Raw genomic sequence first — 17,283 nt, 5'->3', positions numbered from 1 at the left:
AACGGCTGAATACCTTACTTACCTCTCTCGCGGCGTCCCCTTCTTACTACTGTACATCGCTTTATCCGCACTGTTCAGCAATGTATCGGCATCTGCGGCATCGTGAGGGAAAAGCGCAATGCCGATGCTGCCGGAAATCGTAATAACATGCTCGTGGATCAAAAATGACTGAGTCAACGCATTGCTGATTTTTTCCGCCGTTTGTCGGGGGAGCGGATCGTTTGCCTTTAAACCGGGGAGCAGGGCGATAAACTCATCGCCGCCGAGGCGGGCCACCGTATCACCTTCTCGTAAAACGCTTTGTAGACGGAACGCCACTAGCCGCAGCAGTTCGTCACCCACGGCGTGGCCGTAAACGTCATTCACCGGCTTAAAGCGGTCGAGATCGATAAAGAGCAGCGCTACCTCTGTCTCATTGGCGATGGCCTGCGTAATCGCCAGCTCCAGGCGATTAACCAACAGCCTGCGGTTTGGCAATCCGGTCAGCGCGTCGAAGTTGGCGTGCAACCAGACCACCTGCTCCCGCTGTTTACGGTCGGTGATATCGCGAATAAACGCGGAGAAAATCTGCTTGCCTGATTGTTGATGCGGCCAGATCGACAGCTCGATAGGGAACTTGCCTTTAGTACGATGCAGGGCGGTAATTTCAATAGTTCGATTAAGAATATTCGACGGCTGAGCCGCCTGAAAGCGCATTAAACCACGTGCGTGCTGCTCGCGAAACTCTTCCGGCACGATCATCTCGCCCAGGTTGTTGCCGATTGCCTCCCCTGCGGACCAGCCGAACATTCTTTCCGCAGCCTGGTTCCAGTTAATCACCACGCCGACATGATTGATGGTAATCACCGCATCTTGTGCGGTTTCAACCAGCTGCCGATGGTTCTCCTCGCTTTCGGCCAGCGCTCGCTGCATCGACTCAATCTCGCTGATGCTTTCCTGCAGCTCACGATGCATTTCCGCAAGCGAAAGCGAGAAAAAGCGAATACGCTCCTCTACGGACATATTTTTCATTTCGGCGTACAGATCGCTGGCGCTACGTGGTGGCATAAGGCGTTCCTGATGGGTCGAAGAGAATATTCAGCCAATTTAACAATAAGTGTAGTTAAAAAAAGATCGGCTGCTGACATCTCAGCTATTTTATCTATTAAATAAAATCTATTGTAAATTTGTCCAGATTTAAATTTAACGCTTAGTTACAGATGGATCATATTTCGGAGGTAATAATCCGCACTCTTTATAAAGCGTATTAAGGACAATTTATCGTGAATACTTTCTTGCGTAACACCCTGGCCGCCGTAGTGATGGCTGCGGGTCTTTCCGTCGCCGCTCAGGCCGCGACGACAGCCGAAGTGCCGCCGTTATCCCAGGACCCGGTGGTGCAACATCTCAAGCTGAGCAACGATCAGGTCAGCAAAATTCAGGCCCTGCGTCAGGAGCTGGAAACAAACCTCAAAAATATCAAAATTGGTGGTTACCAGGATGGCGCGCTGGTTGACGTAATTCAGTCCGGTAAATGGGACGATGCGAAAGTAAAACAGCAGCTAGCCGCTTTTGCGCAATTGGATCAGCAGACGCGTTATTACCGCGTGAAATATTACTTCGGCATTAATCAGGTGCTGACGGCTGAACAGCGCGAGCAGGTAAAAAAAGATCTGCAGCAGGCACTCAACTAAGCGATGTCCTAATGCTCCGCAGCCCGGCGGAGCATTGATAGTTGACTTTCCGCAATGAAAAGACAAGGGTGTCATCATGAAGAAGTTTCTCTTTATTGCGCTGGGAATGGCCGCGTTGTTTAGCCAGGCTGGCGTCGCCGGGACTAAAACGTTGGTTGATTATGGCGTCGTACAGGAAAGCCATATTATTAGCACTCCGCATCAGCGCCAGCCGCTTCGCACGCTGGCGGCAGGAACGCTGGGCGGCGTGGTCGGCCATCAGTTCGGCAACGGCAAAGGGCAGACGGCGATGACCGCCGCAGGCGCTCTGGCCGGTGCTGGCGCCTCTCGCTATCACCAGGATCGGCAGCAGGGCGCTCAGCAGGTCGAACTGTTAATCAAAACCAGTAGCGGTCAGGTGATACAGGTGCTACAGGGTTACGACGGTCGGCTTATCTTCAATAAGGGAGATAAGGTGCGCATCCTGACGTCGGGAAATGATACCCGGGTGGACAAATCGGTGTAATGCGCCAAGCGGGAGCCGATACACTCCCGTTTGGGGTGACATGTTATGCCGATTTCAGCATATCAAAGCGGATAATTCGCGAGCGTCCCAGCTCTTTCGCCCGATACAACGCGGCATCTGCGGCACGTAGCAGGCTGTCGCTTTGTGCGTGTTGCGGATAGCTGGCGATACCAATAGAGACATTCACCTGGCCTATATCCGTCAGCCCGCAGCGTAAGGTCATATTTCTCACGTTGTTGTAGATTTCAGTCGCGCAGGTTTCCGCTCTGGCCTCATCGCTGCCGGAAAGCAGCACCAAAAACTCTTCGCCGCCATAGCGGAATGCCATGCCAATATCGCGAACCGCGCGCTGGATGATCGCCGCGACGTTTTTAATCACCAGATCGCCCGCCTCATGGCCGTAATTATCGTTAACCGCCTTAAAGTGATCGATATCAATCATCAGGCAGCTCAGCGGGCTGTTGTTGCGTACCGCGAGATTCATCTGCGTATGCAGCGCTTCCTCAAGATGATGGCGGTTTCGCAACCCGGTCAGAGAATCAAACAACGCTTTTTCCAGCAGAGCGTTGCGCAGACGCTGATTGGACAACGCCAGACCCAGCGCTTCCGCCATGAGTTCAAGATAGGCGCGGGAAGGGGCTGTCTCACTGGTGACATTACGGAAAGAGAGCAGGCCAATGGCTTCACCCTGCGCGATCAGTGGAACGCATAATGATTGCTCGTTGCATTCTTGCGGCAGATGATAGCAGGCGATGTCCGGTTCGCCGTTAACCGGCGGATGGCTGAGGCCTCGGCGTACTGCCCAGCAGTTATCGGGATAAAACACGGCCTCCTCGTCAGGTGGCGAAAGCCACTGCGCGACGCAGCGCATCTGCCAGGGATCGGTATCCAGAATATACAGCCGGCCAGGAACGTCAGGCGCGATATTGGGGGCGAAAAGTTCAGCGACCTTCACCACATCCTCAAATGACTCACATCCCTGCAAGCGTTGAGTCATGCGCGCCAGCAGTTCACGAACGGCCCAGTCGGCATCGCGTTGTTGTTCAAGGCGCTGGCGGGCAAGGCCATTTTCGCGAAAGATGCGGATCGCCTGCGCCATATCGCCAATTTCATCGATCTGTTTGAAGTGCGGTGGTTCGACGGCATAATCCTGCGATGCCAGACGTTGTACCACATCGCTGAGTCGTACCACAGGGGTGAGCACCCGGCGTTTGAGAATAAAGCCGAGAACAAATAAAAACATCAAGGCGGTCAGGCCAACCATCGCTTCCGAAAGCGTCCGCCAGAGGCGCGATTTTTCAGTCGCCTGCTGCATGGCGTTGTTCGTTCGGCCTTCCAGCAGCAGGCGGAAATGATCGATTTGCGTTTGCACACGCTCCAACTCCTGCTCATAAGGCTTACCGTAAACCTGCAAAATAGCCTCTTTCTCTTCGCCGCGAGCGACGCGATCGATGGCGGTCTGCTGTTCATCTTGTAATTCATCGGCAATACGCAGACCGTCGCGCAACAGCGCCAGCTCCTGCTGGCTGGCGCCAATGTCTTTTAGTTTAAGCAACCGATTTTCAATTGATTTGAGAGTTTGGATCTGCTGACGATACTGTTGCAGCGTCTCTGGTTGTTTTTCGATGACGTACAGTCGCGCGAGGTCTGAAAGCTCCCACGCGTCGCTTTCTATCTCATCGGCAAGACGAACGAACGTATCCCGTTGTTGTACTGCCTGGCGTTCAGCGCGATCGGCGCCGGAAGCCATTAGCATCGCAATACCGGATGCAATGGTCAGCCCTACGGTGATCCCGTAGGCCCAGTTAGTCATGGTGGCGATTCTCACCGAGTATTTCCTTGCAGGCAGATGAATGAGCGATTCGTATTTTTATTATAGAACCACGCCGCCAATCAGAAGATTCAAAGGCGCGGTATGCGGGTGACGAGGTGATGTAGCGCCTGGGCATGCTGGCGCAAAACAAGATACACATCGTTATCCAGAGCGCCATTTATAACATCAGCTTCGATAAGATGTAATGCCTCTTGATACGGCATTCCGAGCCGATACGGGCGATCCTCAACGAGCGCGGTAAAGATATCCGCAACGGCGATAATTCTGTCTGGAAGGTGTAAATAACGATGATTTAAATGAAGTGGATAGCCGCTGCCATCGAGTTTTTCATGGTGATTAGCGGCCCAATCGATGATTTCCGCCAGATCGGTGAAATCTCGTAATATTTCACCGGTCATATAGCTATGTTCGCGGATCAATAGCGCTTCGTCATCGCTAAGTTCAGCCTGTTTTTCGAGGATCGCCAGTGGAATATATATTTTGCCGATATCATGCAAATAGCCGGCAATTTCAATTTTGCGGCATACCAGCGGCGGTAAATTCATATAGACGGCGAGGGCATAAGAAATTTCGCCAACCATAATGCTGTGGCTGGCGGTGAAACTACTGTAAGTATCGACAATTTTCGCGATCAGCAAACAAATATCTTTCAGACCATCGATGTCAATAAATACGTCATTAATCGGTCCCACAATTTCCAGCAGCCGCTGAATATGTTCTGCTTGCATATGGCGCCAGAAGGTAGGGTGTTGCGCCAGTTCACACAGGGTATCGCACAGTGGCGGATCGATATCGCGATAGTCATCGACAAAGCGGGCGATGAGCGCTTTTTGTTGGTCCGGGGCAACGACGCCTTGCGTAGGAAGGAGCCGTTCAAAGCAGTCCGCAAAATAGACGATATGCTGCTCCAGATTACCTTTGCGAGTAGGGCTAAAGTGGTGATCGCCAATAATGGGGCTGATAAGAGTAAAAGTATCCAGGCCGGCAAGCATCTGTACGCCGCGGATTTGGTGTGGGTCATAAAGATTATCTATCGCATTCAGTGAGTCAATGCGCCGCTTATCGCCAAGTACGCCGATATCATGCAGCAGCGCGGCCAGAAAGACGGTTTTTTGCTGGGGAGCTGGAAGATCCAACGCCAGTGATAATTTGTAGCTTATCAGCGCCGTGCGCTGTAAATGCAGATCCAGCCTCGGGTTGATGGCATTAATGACGCGCGTGATCAGCATTAAAGCCGACTTTAAGGCAATACGCATTTTTTTCTCCGTCCATGCAATCCGCTGTTGCCGTTAATCCTGTGGCATCCGAAAGTGCGCTCAAACGCCTCCCGGACGCGGCGCGAGTGAAGCGACGCATATCTGAGGCTTCATCCACGCTCCGTAAACAATTCATTTTAGCTCACATAGTCGCTTTCATTCTGGTAATCACATGATGAATCACTTCACAGTTTGATTCATATCTAGTTGCGGTGAGGAGTGATGGCTTTTACATCACCTTTCAGGAGACGGTAAACGCGGACTGGACAATGCCCAAATCCGCGATAATGTTTTGTCAGTCTCAATTTTGTGAGATGGCATCGGCAATGCCGCATTATTGCCTGGAGTGCATCGAAGAGTAATCAAGAGGGGATGAGGTCGATATTCCTGCGAACGTGACTACTAGCTGCAACGCTATACTTTTGTCAGCATTTATCAGTAAGCATAAATAATCCTGTTCTTATTTATATTTATTAATTACTAACATTTTAATCGGCCAGCGCGGTATGTGAATATTATTATCTACAGTGATTGTTTGTATTGAACGCATTTGAGGTATGTATGTTTTTTGGTCGTTACTGTTCGGGGCTTGATGCGCTGGGAGGCAGCGTCAGTAGCGGCCTGCGTGAATCAACGCTTGTAAAATCGCCAGATGGCAGTTTAAGTCCATTCCTATATCAGAAAAAATCATTAGCGCGAAAATGATTATCAGTGTGAATATGAATGAACGGACCTCAATTCTGCTTTACAATTTGTAACACCTGTGAATCTATTATGTATTTTAGCGTTAAGTGTAATTTTTTCTTGCTGCCGTGAATTTACCAGGATTACTATTGTCTGACTTGCTGTATCGCCTAATGACGGATGAAGGGACTCGTTTTTTCCTTAAGCGTTACCCTATATTTTAATGTTTACAGGAAAAACCATGTCTTGCGCCTTTAAAAAACATCTATTGCTTCCCCGTTATTGGGTGACCTGGTTTGGCCTGGCCATTCTTTGGTTAATCGTCCAACTCCCTTATCCCGTGTTACATACGCTCGGCACCAGCGCAGGGCGGCTATCGCGTCGCTTTCTGAAACGTCGGGAACACATCGCCCGGCGTAACATTGAGCTATGCTTCCCGGAAATGTCCAGCGCTGCCCGCGAAAAGCTGCTGGAAGAGAACTTTATGTCCCTCGGCATGGGGCTTATCGAAACGGGTATGGCGTGGTTCTGGAGCGATGAACGCGTTAAAAAATGGTTTGACGTCGAAGGCATCGCTAATCTGAACGCTGCGCTTAGCGCCGATAAAGGCGTGATGGTTGTTGGCATTCACTTTATGTCACTGGAGCTGGGTGGCCGCGCAATGGGCTTGTGTCGTCCGATGATGGCGACGTATCGCCCGCACAATAGCCCGCTTATGGAGTGGGTGCAGACTCGCGCTCGTCTGCGCTCGAATAAAGCGATGATCGACCGTCGTAATCTCTCCGGGCTGGTACATGCGTTGAAATCCGGTGAGGCGGTGTGGTTTGCGCCGGATCAGGATTACGGCCCGAAGGGCAGCGTTTTTGCGCCGTTCTTCTCGGTACCACAGGCGGCGACGACTAATGGTACTTGGGTGTTGTCGCGCCTCTCCGGTTCGAAAATGCTGAGTATCAGTATGGTGCGCAAGCTGGATCGTAAAGGCTACAGCCTGCATATCAGTGAAGTTATGAATGATTATCCCGGTGAAGATAAACAGATTGCCGCCAGCTATATCAACAAGGTCATTGAACGCGAAATTCTGCGTGCGCCGGAGCAGTACCTGTGGGTGCATCGCCGGTTCAAAACCCGCCCGCTTGGCGAAACTTCGGTATATTAGTACCACAGTTGCGCTCCACGCTTTCAAAATGACCGCAGTTGCGTTAACGTGAGCCGGATCATACTTTTTGTTGAAAGCGAAGGAGTGCAGCGTGTTCGCTGAGTTTGGTGTTTTGAATTATCTGACCTACCTGGTCGGGGCTATTTTTATCATTCTCGTACCTGGTCCCAATACCTTTTTTGTACTGAAAACCGGTATCGCGCACGGCGTTAAGAAAGGATACCTTGCCGCCGCCGGCGTGTTTATCGGCGACGCGGTTCTGATGTTCCTGGCATTTGCTGGCGTTGCGACGCTTATCAAAACGACGCCGGTGCTGTTTAATATTGTGCGCTATCTCGGCGCGATTTATCTGCTTTGGCTGGGCGCTAAAATGCTCTACTCGGTATTTAAACAGCGCGAGGGGCATGATGCCGCCGATGCTGAGCCGGGGAGCGCGATCCTCAAACGCTCGTTAACCCTGAGCCTGACCAACCCGAAAGCGATCCTTTTCTATGTCTCTTTTTTCGTCCAGTTCATTGACGTTAATGCGACATCGCCGGGCGTCGCGTTCTTTATCCTGGCGCTGACGCTGGAGATCATTAGCTTTGTCTACATGAGCTTCCTTATCCTGTCTGGCTCGTTTGTTACGCGCTATGTGAAAACCAAAAAGAAACTGGCGAAATTGGGCAACAGCCTGATCGGCCTGGTCTTTGTTGGCTTTGCCGCACGCCTTGCGACGCTGCAGTCCTGATCCCGGAATCGGTTTGCCAGCGATAATCGCTGTGTTGTAACAAAAACCCTTCAATTTTTATTGCATTGGTGTTACATATACAGCCGATTATCGCTCACAGAGAAGGGAACCCGGATGATTCTGCAAAAAATCCTCAGTAATAAAAACGGCAAGAAGTTTCTGTTGTCGATGGCGACGGTATTTGCTATTGCGCTTGCCGTCGTGGGCCGCGCAACGTTCGGTGGCGTGGTGAGCGAGTACAATATGCCGTACTCGGAGTGGACAACCTCGATGTTCTTCCTGCAAGGCGCGATGGTGATGGTTTACAGTACCGTGTTCACCGTATTATTTGCTATCCCGCTGGGCTTTCTGTTTTTAGGTTCTGACCGTCAGGACTAAAAGCAACAAGGCGAACACTAGTTCGCCTTTTGCGTGATCCCGTCTGTCACCATCCTCGATCATGATGATGATGGTGGTGGTGCCGATGATGGTAACCATCATCTACGATACATCCCGATAACAGCGTGCACAGCGCAATAATCAACGGTAACACCATCGGTTTTTTCATTACTCACTTCTCCAGTTAATGCCCGCTTTGCTGCATAAATACAGCGAAGCGGCTGATGAAATGAGTGTATCGTCCTAACTTATTGAGTAGATAAGACAACTCTGCAATAGCGGGGCGGCGGGAAAAATTGAGATTACCACCAGCCCAATTCGGTGCCGGCAACCACCACGATGGCGACGATAATCATAATGATGGTCGTCTTTTTCATGATGCCCCCCCTGGCGCCGCATAGCCGCCAACAAAAAACCAGCCCAGAAAGACCACGGCGACGATGAAAATCACCACCGGAAAAAGAATACCCAATTTCATGCTTAGTTCCTGTCTCTTAACGTTATGTTATCTATCATACTGGAAAGTTATGCTTTCTGGTCAATATCGAAAATGGTCAGCTTGCGGCGTGAGTTTTTATCGTGATACATGGCTTCATCCGCTGCGCGCAGCGCCTGCTCAACGTCCATATTTTGCGGATCGACTTCGATCACTCCAAAGCTGGCGCCAGGGTATTCTATACCGTGTCCGGCCAGACGGTAACGCCCGGTAAGCTGCTGGCGCAGGTGGGCAATAAATGCCTCCTGCTCAGATGATTCAAGCGCCGGGCCGATGATTAAAAATTCATCGCCGCCGAGGCGGCCAACGGTATCTTCGTTACGTACGTTGACACTTAATCGTTCACCTATCTGGATGAGAAAACTGTCGCCGCAGGGGTGGCCCAGTTTATCGTTAATCGCTTTAAAATCGTCGAGGTCGATAAAAATAAGCAGGAGCCTGCGCTGCTGGGCGCGAGCTTGAGTAAACAGCGTTTTAAGATGTTTAAACAACGCGCGGCGGTTAGCCAGACCGGTCAGCTCATCGGTATAGGAGTGCATCTCCAGCGCCGCATTCGCGCTGCGCAGCTGCTGAACCAGCGTCTCTTTCTCCACGTAATGGGAGATCAGGCTGGCGAACAGGATCATTACCTGCTCGCCTTCAAGATTATAGGGCTGCTTGACGCGGCTGGTGGCGCACAACGTACCATATAACGAACCATCGGCAAGATGGACAGGAATACTAAAGAACGTGGCGATCCCGAGTTCCTGCGCGGCGGTGCAGGAGCGCCAGCGTTGGCCAACCTCGTTGCAAAATATACAGTTATCATCGATTGCGCGTTTGCAGAGCGACTCGTCCCAGGGAACGGAAAAGCCTTCCGGGATCTGCATTTCGCTGCTGTTGTGGGCATACATGACTAACTGGCGCTGCGCTTCTAAATCAATCCGTGTCAGATAGGTGGACTCCATACGAGTCACCAGCTCCAGCATTTCCAGCAGTTGTCGCACCAACGTTTCGAGCGTTCGTTCGGTAGCAAGCGTCTGTGAGACGCGGGCAAGAATGAAGTCTGACATGAATGAAACGGCCCCCGGAGGTTAGCGCAGTACTGCGAGCTGGCGCAGCGAACAGCTAATAACAAACAAATTTATAACGAATGTATCACATTTAGCAGGGGGATATCTGCTATCGCGACGGTAAAAAAAAGCCCCATCGGGGGCGATGGGGCAAAACTCATTGATTATGGAATGATCTGTTCTCTGGTCAATTCGAGAACGAGCGCTACTCTAAAGGGCAAAAGTGTAGTTAAAATGGAGAAACCGTGGAGATTCAGGGCGAAAGGTCGCTTTGAATAAAACAGGAGTAATTATGAAGTGGATAGTAATGATGTTGCCGCTGATGCTAGCGGGCTGCGCTCAGTCACAACAGCCTGATGCGCCGCCGCCGCCAAATTCGATCGGTATGGCCAATCCGGCCGCCGTCTATTGCGACCAGAAGGGCGGTAAGCAGGTTCCGGTCCAGACGCCTCAGGGCGTACGCACCGACTGTAAACTTCCCAGTGGCGAAACGCTTGATGAATGGGAACTGTGGCGGCGCGATCATCCGGCGAAGAAATAATTCGCCGCCGCTAAATTAAGCTCTTCAGCCACTCCGCCAGCACCAGCGCATGATTTTGTTGCGTATCTTTTGCCGCATAGAGCAGGGTTAATGGCTGCTGGTTGGCCAATTTGGCGAGCCGTAGACCTTCATCGCGATGGGTTTCCAGTTCTTCGCGGTACTGCTGGCGGAAGTGAGAGAAGTCAATCGCTTCTCCGTGCAGAGCCTTGCGTAAATCGCTGGAAGGCGTCAGGCTTTTACACCATTCGTCATAATGCAAATCCTCTTTTTTTATCCCCCGTGGCCACAGGCGATCGACCAGCACGCGGTAACCGTCGCTGGCCTCTGTAGGGTCATAAACGCGTTTACATTGAATCATCATTATTCTCCCGTCGTTATGTCATTCTGGCGGCAAGCCCGTGCAGCGCGCCGCTAAATAACCATTGTGTTCCGCGAATGATATCGCTAATCTGAGGTTCCTTGTGTTGCCCGATAATCCTCAGACATAAGGATCCTGCTATGAACACCCCTTTGCGCATTGCCCTTGTTGGCGATTACAACCCTGACGTGATTGCCCATAAGGCTATTCCGCTGGCTATTGATGATGCTGCCGCGGTCCTGGAACAACCGGTGAGCTATGACTGGTTAGCCACCAGCGAGATTGTCCGCGCAGACCAGCTCACCGATTATGACGCCATCTGGGTGGTTCCCGCCAGCCCGTATAAAAACGCCGATGGCGCATTCATCGCCATTCGCTACGCCCGCGAAAATAGCATTCCGTTCCTCGGCACCTGCGGCGGTTTCCAGCACGCGATTATCGAATATGCCCGTAATGTTATGGGATGGCAGGATGCGGCGCACGCCGAAACCGATAGCGAAGGGCGAATGGTCATTGCGCCATTAAGCTGTTCGCTGGTGGAAAAATCAGATGCTATCGAACTGCGCGCGAACACGCTGATCGCCCGCGCTTATGGCCGGGACAGCATTGAAGAGGGATATCATTGTAACTACGGTATTGCCGAAAGCTTTGCCCATGAACTGGAGCAGGGCGCGCTGCGGGTGACCGGTTGGGATGAGAACGGCGAGATCCGCGCCGTGGAGTTAACAACCCATCCGTTCTTCGTCGCCACGCTGTTCCAGCACGAGCGCAACGCGCTGGAAGGGCGTCCGGCGCCGCTGGTACAGGCTTTCCTGCACGCGGCCCGGCAATAAAAAATCGGCAGCCCTGGCTGCCGACTCTTGTGATTAATGAATTTCCCGCGCCCTGCCGGCAAGGGCGCCGAACAGCGCCATGACCACTGCGATGAGTGCGACGATGATTAACGGTATATGCCAGTCGCCGTAAGCATCATGGATTTTACCGATGAGCGGCGGTCCGCAGGCAGCCAGCAGATAACCAATAGTCTGCGCCATGCCGGAAAGCGCCGCGGCCTGATGCGCTGAGCTGGCGCGTAGACCAATAAACGTCAGGCCAAGGATCATGGTAGCGCCGGATCCGAAGCCAAAAATCAATGTCCAGATCACCGCCTGACCGGGCAGTAACCACAATCCCAGCGTGCTTACCACGCACATTAAGGCTACCAGAACGGCGATGCCGCGCTGATCTTTTAGCCTGTGGAGTACCAGCGGGATGGCCAGGCCCGGCGCGGCGGTTGCCAGCTGCAGCAGGCCATGTAGCGAGCCAGCCTGCGCTTCGCTATAGCCCATACTCTGCAGGATTGCGGGCAGCCAACCAACGATAACGTAATAGACCAGTGAATTAATCCCAAGGAACAGCGTGACCTGCCAGGCCAGCGCCGAACGCCAGATCCCCCGATTGTGCGCAGCGCCCGATCCGGTCATCGGCGTGGAAGCCTGACGACGGGCCTGCGGCAGCCAGAGTAATAGCGCCAGCAGTGGGAAAACCATCAGTAGCAGCAGCGCGCCGCGCCAGCCAAACCCCGCCAGCGCCAGCGGCACCACCATCGCGGAACCTGCCGCCGCCGCCGCGCCCATGGTAATGGAGTAGGCGCCGGTCATCCGGGCGACATGGCCGGAAAAATCACGCTTAATTAATCCTGGCAACAGCACGTTACCCAGCGCGATGCCGCAGCCAATGAGCGCTGTACCGATATATAGCCAGGCTGCTGAGGGGAGGGAACGTAATCCGATCCCGAGGCAAATAATCACCATCGCCAGCAGCAGGCTACGCTCAATGCCGAAACGGCGGGCGACGCCGGCCGCCAGCGGAGAGACCAGCCCGAAGGCCAGCAGCGGCAGGGTCGTGAGCAGCCCGGTTTGCGCCGTCGTCAGTTGGTATTCAGCGCGTATCGCATCCAGCAGTGGGGCGATACCGGTGAAAGTTACCCGTAGCGTGGCGGCGATAAATAAAATTCCGACAATCAGCAGCAGTTTGTTGCCGTTGGCAGAGGAAGAAACAGGACTCATAACATTCTCAGACTAATAAACAGGGTCGTAACAATAGCCTGTTTAACGGCTGTTTGAATCAAGCTAAAATGACAGATTATCGCTAATATCGGACAATTTGATGATTGGACTGGGTTTAGACGGCTATGAACCAGATAGCGGCCATGAAGCGGCGCTGGCGTTTCGCATTCAGGTGGTGGACGACGAGCAGTTTATTCCGCGTCATCAGCACCGCAAAGGTCAGCTGATCCTCGCGTTGCACGGCGCTTTAACCTGCGAAGTGGATAACGCCATGTGGATGGTGCCGCCGCTGTATGCGGTATGGGTACCGGGTCAACTCCCGCACAGCAATCGCGCAACGCCAGGAGCGCAGGTGTGCTTTTTGTTCATTGAACCGGGGGCGGCGCCGATGCCTGAGCATTGCTGCACGTTAAAAATCTCACCGCTGGTGCGAGAGTTGATTATGACCCTTGCCGAACGCGGCAGGGAGGCGCTTGACACGTCGCCTACGCAGCGCCTGGTGCAGGTATTATTTGATGAGCTACCGCAACAACCGCAGGAACATCTGCAGCTGCCGGTTTCAGGACATCCGAAGATCCGCCGGATGGCCGACACCATGGCCCGCGATCCGGCGCACTGGCAGACGCTCTCGCAGTGGGCGGCGGCGTTCGCCATGAGCGAACGCAATCTGGCACGGCTGGTGGTGCGGGAGACCGGGCTTAGCTTTCGCCGCTGGCGGCACCAGCTGCAGCTGATCCTGGCGCTGCAGATGCTGGTGCGCGGACAGACGGTACAGCAAACCGCCCAGACGCTCGGTTATGATTCAACAACCGCCTTTATCACCATGTTTAAAAAAGGATTAGGGCAAACGCCTGGCCGCTACCACGCCAGTTTATCTAAGCCTTTCCGATAAAAAGCGAAATAATGCCGGCGGCGATAAGCGGCCCGACCGGGACACCGCGAAACAGCGCAACGCCCAGTACGGTACCCACCAGCAGCCCGGCGACCAGCTGAGGCTGCGAACCCATTAGCGCGACGCCACGTCCGCCGAGCCACGAGACGAACACGCCCACGGCAATCGCCAGCAGTGACTTCCAGTTCACAAAAGAGTGGATCAGCGTTGAGGGCGGTAGCGTTCCGCTGGCGATGGGAGCCATCACGCCGATGGTCAAAATGATGATACCGATGGTCAGCCCCTGCTTTTCAATCCAGGGAAAGAAAACATTAAGCGGCGTCACCCGCACGATGATGAGCACCAGTATTGAGATAGCGACCGTGGTGTTATGACTGATAAAGCCGAGCGCCGCCAGCCCCAGCAAGATAAACAGGGTTGTATCGAACATTCCAGAGGTCCTTGCCAAAATAAAAAAGAAACCTGCTTACTCTACGCATAATCGCGTGAATAAACAGGCTTTTAATTTATTTACTGCAAATCAGTCTACCAGTGCCGCCCGCGAATCTTGTCGCACACGGGCGATGTGCTAAATGACGCGACGGAACGCTGCCAGCTCAGGGCGGGCGATACGCAGATAGTCGTCGGTATTCATAATGATCGATTTTTCCAGCAGGCCGGCATTAAAGGCTATCTCGGTAAAACGTTCGAACAGCAGCGGGTCGGCGACCAGTTTTAGCTTAGGGTGAAAGCTAAACGGCGGAATGGCGCCAAATACGCAGGCGGTAAGAGCATCGACCTCCGCCGGGCTGGCGAGCGACGCTTTACTGCCGCCAATATGCTGCGCCAGACGGGATAAATCGGCCTGCTGATCGGCGGCAAGGATAGCCAGTACGTGCTGGTTTATCCCATTACCTTTCACTTTACAGACCAGCGCTTTGGCGCCCTGTCCCAACGCGGTACCGCGGATTGCAGATACGGCTTCACATTTGCCAACGGCTTCATGTTCCATGACCCGATAGCGAGCCTGCTGCTCATCAAGGAGGCGGCATAACCGCTGGTGTATGTCGGCTGTCTCTGGCGATTGCATATTGCGATGGTTCCTCTGCTGAAAAGGGCAAGCTTAACTCCGCGCGGCGGCAATGAAAACTTATCAGCGAATGCCGGGGATTTTTTTCTGCTTTTTGTTTATATACAGGCGCGCATCGGCTGCTTTCATTGCTTCACCGAGTGAGTGTTCTGGCGCGAGATGTTCCGCTCCCCAGGAGAAATCGACGCGCTGTTGATGGTCATGAATCGCCAGATATTGCCGGATCCTCGCCGGGATATTTTCCGCTTCATCTTCCGGATAATCGATCAGAATTAGAAAGAACTCATCGCCTCCTAAGCGCACGCCATAATCGCTGCTGCGAATAGAAGCGGAAATAGCCTGCGCCAGAAGAATAATCGCTTCGTCGCCGGCGTTATGCCCCCAGGTATCGTTGATCTTTTTCAGTCCATCGCAGTCAAGGGCTATTGTAACGACGTTAACCCCTTGCGCGGTAAGTCGTTGCAGGCGTGATTCCAGCATCGGGGTAAGGATCTTACGATTATAAAGGCCGGTCATGGTATCGCTGATATTCTCTTTCGACACCGAGTTGTAGTGGCGGAAATGAACCCGCACCAGGTGCAGTAACGCGGCGGTTGAGAGTAAATAAAACAGGAAGAGTTTCCACGAGCTGAGCAGAAAATACATAATATCAAGAGATAAGGTTATCCGTAAGTTTTCTGCTACCTGATGGGTGTAATGGGCGTAATTCAACAGATGTGTTTTACTATTATGTACCTCAATGAGCGCGCCGGTATCGGAATCCTTCAAGGTAATATCCAGATAGCGCCATACCAAAGGCCGGTCGCTGGTGTATAACAAGGCCTCAATCTCTTGCGCGGTCACATCGACCATCACTACGCCTTTCAGCTTATCCTTGAAATACACTGGCGTTAAAAACGATAAAATATTCTTTCCCGTCATCGCATCAACATACACGGTCGAGATGAGCGAACGACCCTGTTCTAAACCATCAAGGCTGGCCTGGCTAATACCCAGTTTACTGTCCTGAAGAAAATTCCAGTTCTGTATCGGATTACTTTTAATTCTGACGGGCGCATAAAAGTAGATGTATTTATTTACCAGATCTATGTAATAGCGAAAGCGTTTTTCTGATTTGAGCGTCGCAGGAACCTCTGGCTGCCAGCTATCATTTCTGGCAACCGCGCGATCGAATGCCTGGAGCGCAGGAATATCTCCACGCCATTTGCCGCAGTCGGCATGTGCGGCGCTTAGGGTGCCATGCAATTGGGGATAGGTATAGCCGGCGATATTCAAACCACTGACATCCCCGTTGTGTTGTACGCTATTACAGACCTGTTCTAACTCTGTTTGGTTTGGGGGAGTATCCAGCTTGCGCAGAAACTGAGAGATGATGAGTTGATTCTGATACTTATCATAGAGAAAGGTCGATTCTCCTTTTTCTATGATGTATCGCATATAGCCTGACATATCGCGATGGGTAGCGATTAATTCGTATACGAGAAATGAAGACGTCAACACCACGACGCCTGCGGAAATAACATGTCGCAGTAATTTATTCTGTAATTTCATGATGTTTGCATTCGTCCTACCCGTTTAGCTGATTTTATCATAGTGGATAAACTGGCTACCAGAGCGTGGGTGAACGAACGGCTGGTCAGAAAACTATGCTGACAGATAGTTCAGGAGTGGAGAATAGGGCAAGGCAGGCTGGACTAAAAAGCGGCACTCTTCATGACGCGTGTCTGAAGAGTGCGCAGGACTGGCCTAAGGCCACTCATGAGGCGGCGGAGGCAAACATTTTGCCGCTTCCGGCGAGCTGTGACATGACAGGCTGATAAACATCGATAGATTCGATATTGTCAAAAGTCACCATGTCGGATTTACAAAAAATGCATTTCGCGCCGAAGGGATTTTTTTCGCTCACATCAAAATGTGAGGTTCTGTACTGTGACCCATGGCAGCACGGGCATCGGAAATGAATATTGTTAATCATAATTTTATCCTTTTATATTATTATGTTTTTTTTTCATTTTGTCACTCATCCACAGATTATAAATACGTAAAGTTTCTGGTGGGCTGAGCTTCAAAACGGAAATATCTTTAATGTTACTACTAAAAATAGCATGCCTGACAAATTATGTTATCAATTTATGCCATTTTGTGGTGATTTGAATGAGATGCTTCTTATTTATCTACTCAGGTCAAAGCCGTCATCGTTATCGTAAATCAGAAGTTCGCATCAAATTTAGCCGGCGTTTAACCGTCTTACTAAGCCATTACTCTTATTAGTCATCTTCTATCCAGTTTTTTAATGTATCAAAGCATACAGGATTTGATTTGCAGAAGAATCTTAATACTATTGGAGAGACTCAGGAAAGGTGGTATCAGCGATAGCGCCTGGAGGTGTGAGTAACTGCTTGGGTAATATCTTTCTGTCTTTCAAATCGACGTAGCCATTAACGCATAGTAGAAAAAATAGTGCAACATTTATTTTAGCCATCCAGAGGCCCAATGCGTAAAGGATTAATTCGGTAATTATCTAAATGTAAATGAGCGGAGCCTGAACCTGGCTATTTATGTGTTTGTGGAACAGAAAAATCAGCCAGAATGGGTATTTATCTGGCTGATT

Annotated in this window: 21 protein-coding genes; 8 read left to right on the top strand and 13 right to left on the bottom strand. The window is 51.7% G+C overall.

What is annotated here, in order from left to right; translation table 11 throughout:
* Nucleotides 1-18 precede the first annotated feature (18 nt).
* Nucleotides 19-1,047 carry a diguanylate cyclase domain-containing protein gene (locus tag PGR10_RS06500; protein ID WP_113373624.1) on the bottom strand — a complete coding sequence of 343 codons (1,029 nt, stop codon included), beginning with the start codon at nucleotides 1,045-1,047 and terminating at the stop codon, nucleotides 19-21.
* A gap of 215 nt (nucleotides 1,048-1,262) precedes the next feature.
* Here PGR10_RS06500 and PGR10_RS06495 point away from each other — a divergent pair, with 215 nt between their 5' ends.
* The gene (locus tag PGR10_RS06495) at nucleotides 1,263-1,673 is read left to right on the top strand and encodes a Spy/CpxP family protein refolding chaperone (protein WP_430923198.1); all 411 of its coding nucleotides are present in this window, start codon (nucleotides 1,263-1,265) and stop codon (nucleotides 1,671-1,673) included.
* 76 nt (nucleotides 1,674-1,749) lie between these two features.
* A complete protein-coding gene (locus PGR10_RS06490; RefSeq protein WP_015705797.1) occupies nucleotides 1,750-2,178 on the top strand; it encodes a glycine zipper 2TM domain-containing protein in 429 nt (142 codons plus the stop codon).
* 43 nt (nucleotides 2,179-2,221) lie between these two features.
* Here PGR10_RS06490 and PGR10_RS06485 read toward each other — a convergent pair whose 3' ends face one another.
* Together PGR10_RS06485 and PGR10_RS06480 are read right to left on the bottom strand one after the other, a co-directional pair.
* Nucleotides 2,222-4,006 carry a diguanylate cyclase gene (locus PGR10_RS06485; protein ID WP_113373625.1) on the bottom strand — a complete coding sequence of 595 codons (1,785 nt, stop codon included), beginning with the start codon at nucleotides 4,004-4,006 and terminating at the stop codon, nucleotides 2,222-2,224.
* 74 nt (nucleotides 4,007-4,080) lie between these two features.
* Nucleotides 4,081-5,268 carry an HD-GYP domain-containing protein gene (locus PGR10_RS06480; RefSeq protein WP_087859313.1) on the bottom strand — a complete coding sequence of 396 codons (1,188 nt, stop codon included), beginning with the start codon at nucleotides 5,266-5,268 and terminating at the stop codon, nucleotides 4,081-4,083.
* Between the two features lie 925 nt (nucleotides 5,269-6,193).
* On the opposite strand from PGR10_RS06480, the gene lpxP reads away from it, so the two are divergent.
* From lpxP to PGR10_RS06465, 3 genes are all read left to right on the top strand, one after another.
* Nucleotides 6,194-7,108, top strand: a complete 915-nt coding sequence (gene lpxP / locus PGR10_RS06475; protein WP_087859314.1) for a kdo(2)-lipid IV(A) palmitoleoyltransferase — start codon at nucleotides 6,194-6,196, stop codon at nucleotides 7,106-7,108.
* A gap of 91 nt (nucleotides 7,109-7,199) precedes the next feature.
* Complete coding sequence (gene leuE / locus PGR10_RS06470; RefSeq protein ID WP_087859315.1) at nucleotides 7,200-7,838, top strand: leucine efflux protein LeuE; 639 nt, start codon at nucleotides 7,200-7,202, stop codon at nucleotides 7,836-7,838.
* A gap of 114 nt (nucleotides 7,839-7,952) precedes the next feature.
* On the top strand, nucleotides 7,953-8,216 hold the full coding sequence (locus PGR10_RS06465) for a DUF2534 family protein (RefSeq protein WP_015366132.1): 264 nt from the start codon (nucleotides 7,953-7,955) through the stop codon (nucleotides 8,214-8,216).
* Nucleotides 8,217-8,262: 46 nt separating this feature from the next.
* On the opposite strand, the gene PGR10_RS06460 is transcribed toward PGR10_RS06465, so the two are convergent.
* The 4 genes from PGR10_RS06460 to PGR10_RS06445 all read right to left on the bottom strand — a co-directional run bounded on the left by PGR10_RS06460 (nucleotide 8,263) and on the right by PGR10_RS06445 (nucleotide 9,764).
* The gene (locus PGR10_RS06460; RefSeq protein ID WP_015366133.1) at nucleotides 8,263-8,385 is read right to left on the bottom strand and encodes a hypothetical protein; all 123 of its coding nucleotides are present in this window, start codon (nucleotides 8,383-8,385) and stop codon (nucleotides 8,263-8,265) included.
* 133 nt (nucleotides 8,386-8,518) lie between these two features.
* Complete coding sequence (gene yoaJ / locus PGR10_RS06455) at nucleotides 8,519-8,593, bottom strand: protein YoaJ (protein ID WP_100279139.1); 75 nt, start codon at nucleotides 8,591-8,593, stop codon at nucleotides 8,519-8,521.
* Complete coding sequence (locus PGR10_RS06450) at nucleotides 8,590-8,694, bottom strand: YoaK family small membrane protein (protein WP_045374857.1); 105 nt, start codon at nucleotides 8,692-8,694, stop codon at nucleotides 8,590-8,592. The genes yoaJ and PGR10_RS06450 overlap by 4 nt, the downstream gene beginning before the upstream one ends.
* A gap of 47 nt (nucleotides 8,695-8,741) precedes the next feature.
* A complete protein-coding gene (locus tag PGR10_RS06445; protein WP_430923197.1) occupies nucleotides 8,742-9,764 on the bottom strand; it encodes a sensor domain-containing diguanylate cyclase in 1,023 nt (340 codons plus the stop codon).
* 292 nt (nucleotides 9,765-10,056) lie between these two features.
* On the opposite strand from PGR10_RS06445, the gene PGR10_RS06440 reads away from it, so the two are divergent.
* The gene (locus tag PGR10_RS06440) at nucleotides 10,057-10,305 is read left to right on the top strand and encodes a putative hemolysin (protein ID WP_015366135.1); all 249 of its coding nucleotides are present in this window, start codon (nucleotides 10,057-10,059) and stop codon (nucleotides 10,303-10,305) included.
* Between the two features lie 10 nt (nucleotides 10,306-10,315).
* Here PGR10_RS06440 and PGR10_RS06435 read toward each other — a convergent pair whose 3' ends face one another.
* The gene (locus PGR10_RS06435; RefSeq protein WP_087859627.1) at nucleotides 10,316-10,663 is read right to left on the bottom strand and encodes a DUF488 domain-containing protein; all 348 of its coding nucleotides are present in this window, start codon (nucleotides 10,661-10,663) and stop codon (nucleotides 10,316-10,318) included.
* Between the two features lie 140 nt (nucleotides 10,664-10,803).
* On the opposite strand from PGR10_RS06435, the gene PGR10_RS06430 reads away from it, so the two are divergent.
* On the top strand, nucleotides 10,804-11,496 hold the full coding sequence (locus tag PGR10_RS06430) for a CTP synthase C-terminal region-related (seleno)protein (RefSeq protein WP_430923196.1): 693 nt from the start codon (nucleotides 10,804-10,806) through the stop codon (nucleotides 11,494-11,496).
* Nucleotides 11,497-11,529: 33 nt separating this feature from the next.
* Here the strand turns inward: PGR10_RS06430 and PGR10_RS06425 are convergent, their stop codons facing one another.
* Nucleotides 11,530-12,711, bottom strand: coding sequence for a CynX/NimT family MFS transporter (locus tag PGR10_RS06425; RefSeq protein WP_087859318.1), 1,182 nt, complete (start codon nucleotides 12,709-12,711; stop codon nucleotides 11,530-11,532).
* Nucleotides 12,712-12,808: 97 nt separating this feature from the next.
* Between PGR10_RS06425 and PGR10_RS06420 the strand changes: the two genes are divergently transcribed.
* A complete protein-coding gene (locus PGR10_RS06420; protein ID WP_162750167.1) occupies nucleotides 12,809-13,603 on the top strand; it encodes an AraC family transcriptional regulator in 795 nt (264 codons plus the stop codon).
* On the opposite strand, the gene PGR10_RS06415 is transcribed toward PGR10_RS06420, so the two are convergent.
* From PGR10_RS06415 to PGR10_RS06400, 4 genes are all read right to left on the bottom strand, one after another.
* Entirely contained in the window at nucleotides 13,587-14,033 is a 447-nt protein-coding gene (locus PGR10_RS06415; RefSeq protein WP_045393296.1) for a DUF441 domain-containing protein, read from the bottom strand. The genes PGR10_RS06420 and PGR10_RS06415 overlap by 17 nt on opposite strands.
* Before the next feature lie 138 nt (nucleotides 14,034-14,171).
* Nucleotides 14,172-14,672, bottom strand: a complete 501-nt coding sequence (locus tag PGR10_RS06410; protein WP_087859320.1) for a YbaK/prolyl-tRNA synthetase associated domain-containing protein — start codon at nucleotides 14,670-14,672, stop codon at nucleotides 14,172-14,174.
* A gap of 63 nt (nucleotides 14,673-14,735) precedes the next feature.
* Complete coding sequence (gene dgcJ, locus PGR10_RS06405; protein WP_087859321.1) at nucleotides 14,736-16,223, bottom strand: diguanylate cyclase DgcJ; 1,488 nt, start codon at nucleotides 16,221-16,223, stop codon at nucleotides 14,736-14,738.
* 205 nt (nucleotides 16,224-16,428) lie between these two features.
* Nucleotides 16,429-16,647 carry a cold-shock protein gene (locus tag PGR10_RS06400; protein WP_087859322.1) on the bottom strand — a complete coding sequence of 73 codons (219 nt, stop codon included), beginning with the start codon at nucleotides 16,645-16,647 and terminating at the stop codon, nucleotides 16,429-16,431.
* Nucleotides 16,648-17,283 lie beyond the last annotated feature (636 nt).

This window comes from Klebsiella sp. 141198 (assembly GCF_050600785.1).
Lineage (GTDB): Bacteria > Pseudomonadota > Gammaproteobacteria > Enterobacterales > Enterobacteriaceae > Klebsiella > Klebsiella aerogenes.
This window is presented reverse-complemented; position numbering and strand designations above follow the sequence as displayed.

Bases quoted from the DNA above. Each gene is read 5' to 3' on its own strand.
- PGR10_RS06500 (WP_113373624.1), bottom strand. From the start codon at position 1,047: ATGCCACCACGTAGCGCCAGCGATCTGTACGCCGAAATGAAAAATATG.
- PGR10_RS06490 (WP_015705797.1), top strand. From the start codon at position 1,750: ATGAAGAAGTTTCTCTTTATTGCGCTGGGAATGGCCGCGTTGTTTAGC.
- PGR10_RS06480 (WP_087859313.1), bottom strand. From the start codon at position 5,268: ATGCGTATTGCCTTAAAGTCGGCTTTAATGCTGATCACGCGCGTCATT.
- lpxP (WP_087859314.1), top strand. From the start codon at position 6,194: ATGTCTTGCGCCTTTAAAAAACATCTATTGCTTCCCCGTTATTGGGTG.
- PGR10_RS06465 (WP_015366132.1), top strand. From the start codon at position 7,953: ATGATTCTGCAAAAAATCCTCAGTAATAAAAACGGCAAGAAGTTTCTG.
- PGR10_RS06460 (WP_015366133.1), bottom strand. From the start codon at position 8,385: ATGAAAAAACCGATGGTGTTACCGTTGATTATTGCGCTGTGCACGCTG.
- PGR10_RS06450 (WP_045374857.1), bottom strand. From the start codon at position 8,694: ATGAAATTGGGTATTCTTTTTCCGGTGGTGATTTTCATCGTCGCCGTG.
- PGR10_RS06445 (WP_430923197.1), bottom strand. From the start codon at position 9,764: ATGTCAGACTTCATTCTTGCCCGCGTCTCACAGACGCTTGCTACCGAA.
- PGR10_RS06440 (WP_015366135.1), top strand. From the start codon at position 10,057: ATGAAGTGGATAGTAATGATGTTGCCGCTGATGCTAGCGGGCTGCGCT.
- PGR10_RS06435 (WP_087859627.1), bottom strand. From the start codon at position 10,663: ATGATTCAATGTAAACGCGTTTATGACCCTACAGAGGCCAGCGACGGT.
- PGR10_RS06430 (WP_430923196.1), top strand. From the start codon at position 10,804: ATGAACACCCCTTTGCGCATTGCCCTTGTTGGCGATTACAACCCTGAC.
- PGR10_RS06425 (WP_087859318.1), bottom strand. From the start codon at position 12,711: ATGAGTCCTGTTTCTTCCTCTGCCAACGGCAACAAACTGCTGCTGATT.
- PGR10_RS06415 (WP_045393296.1), bottom strand. From the start codon at position 14,033: ATGTTCGATACAACCCTGTTTATCTTGCTGGGGCTGGCGGCGCTCGGC.
- PGR10_RS06410 (WP_087859320.1), bottom strand. From the start codon at position 14,672: ATGCAATCGCCAGAGACAGCCGACATACACCAGCGGTTATGCCGCCTC.
- dgcJ (WP_087859321.1), bottom strand. From the start codon at position 16,223: ATGAAATTACAGAATAAATTACTGCGACATGTTATTTCCGCAGGCGTC.
- PGR10_RS06400 (WP_087859322.1), bottom strand. From the start codon at position 16,647: ATGATTAACAATATTCATTTCCGATGCCCGTGCTGCCATGGGTCACAG.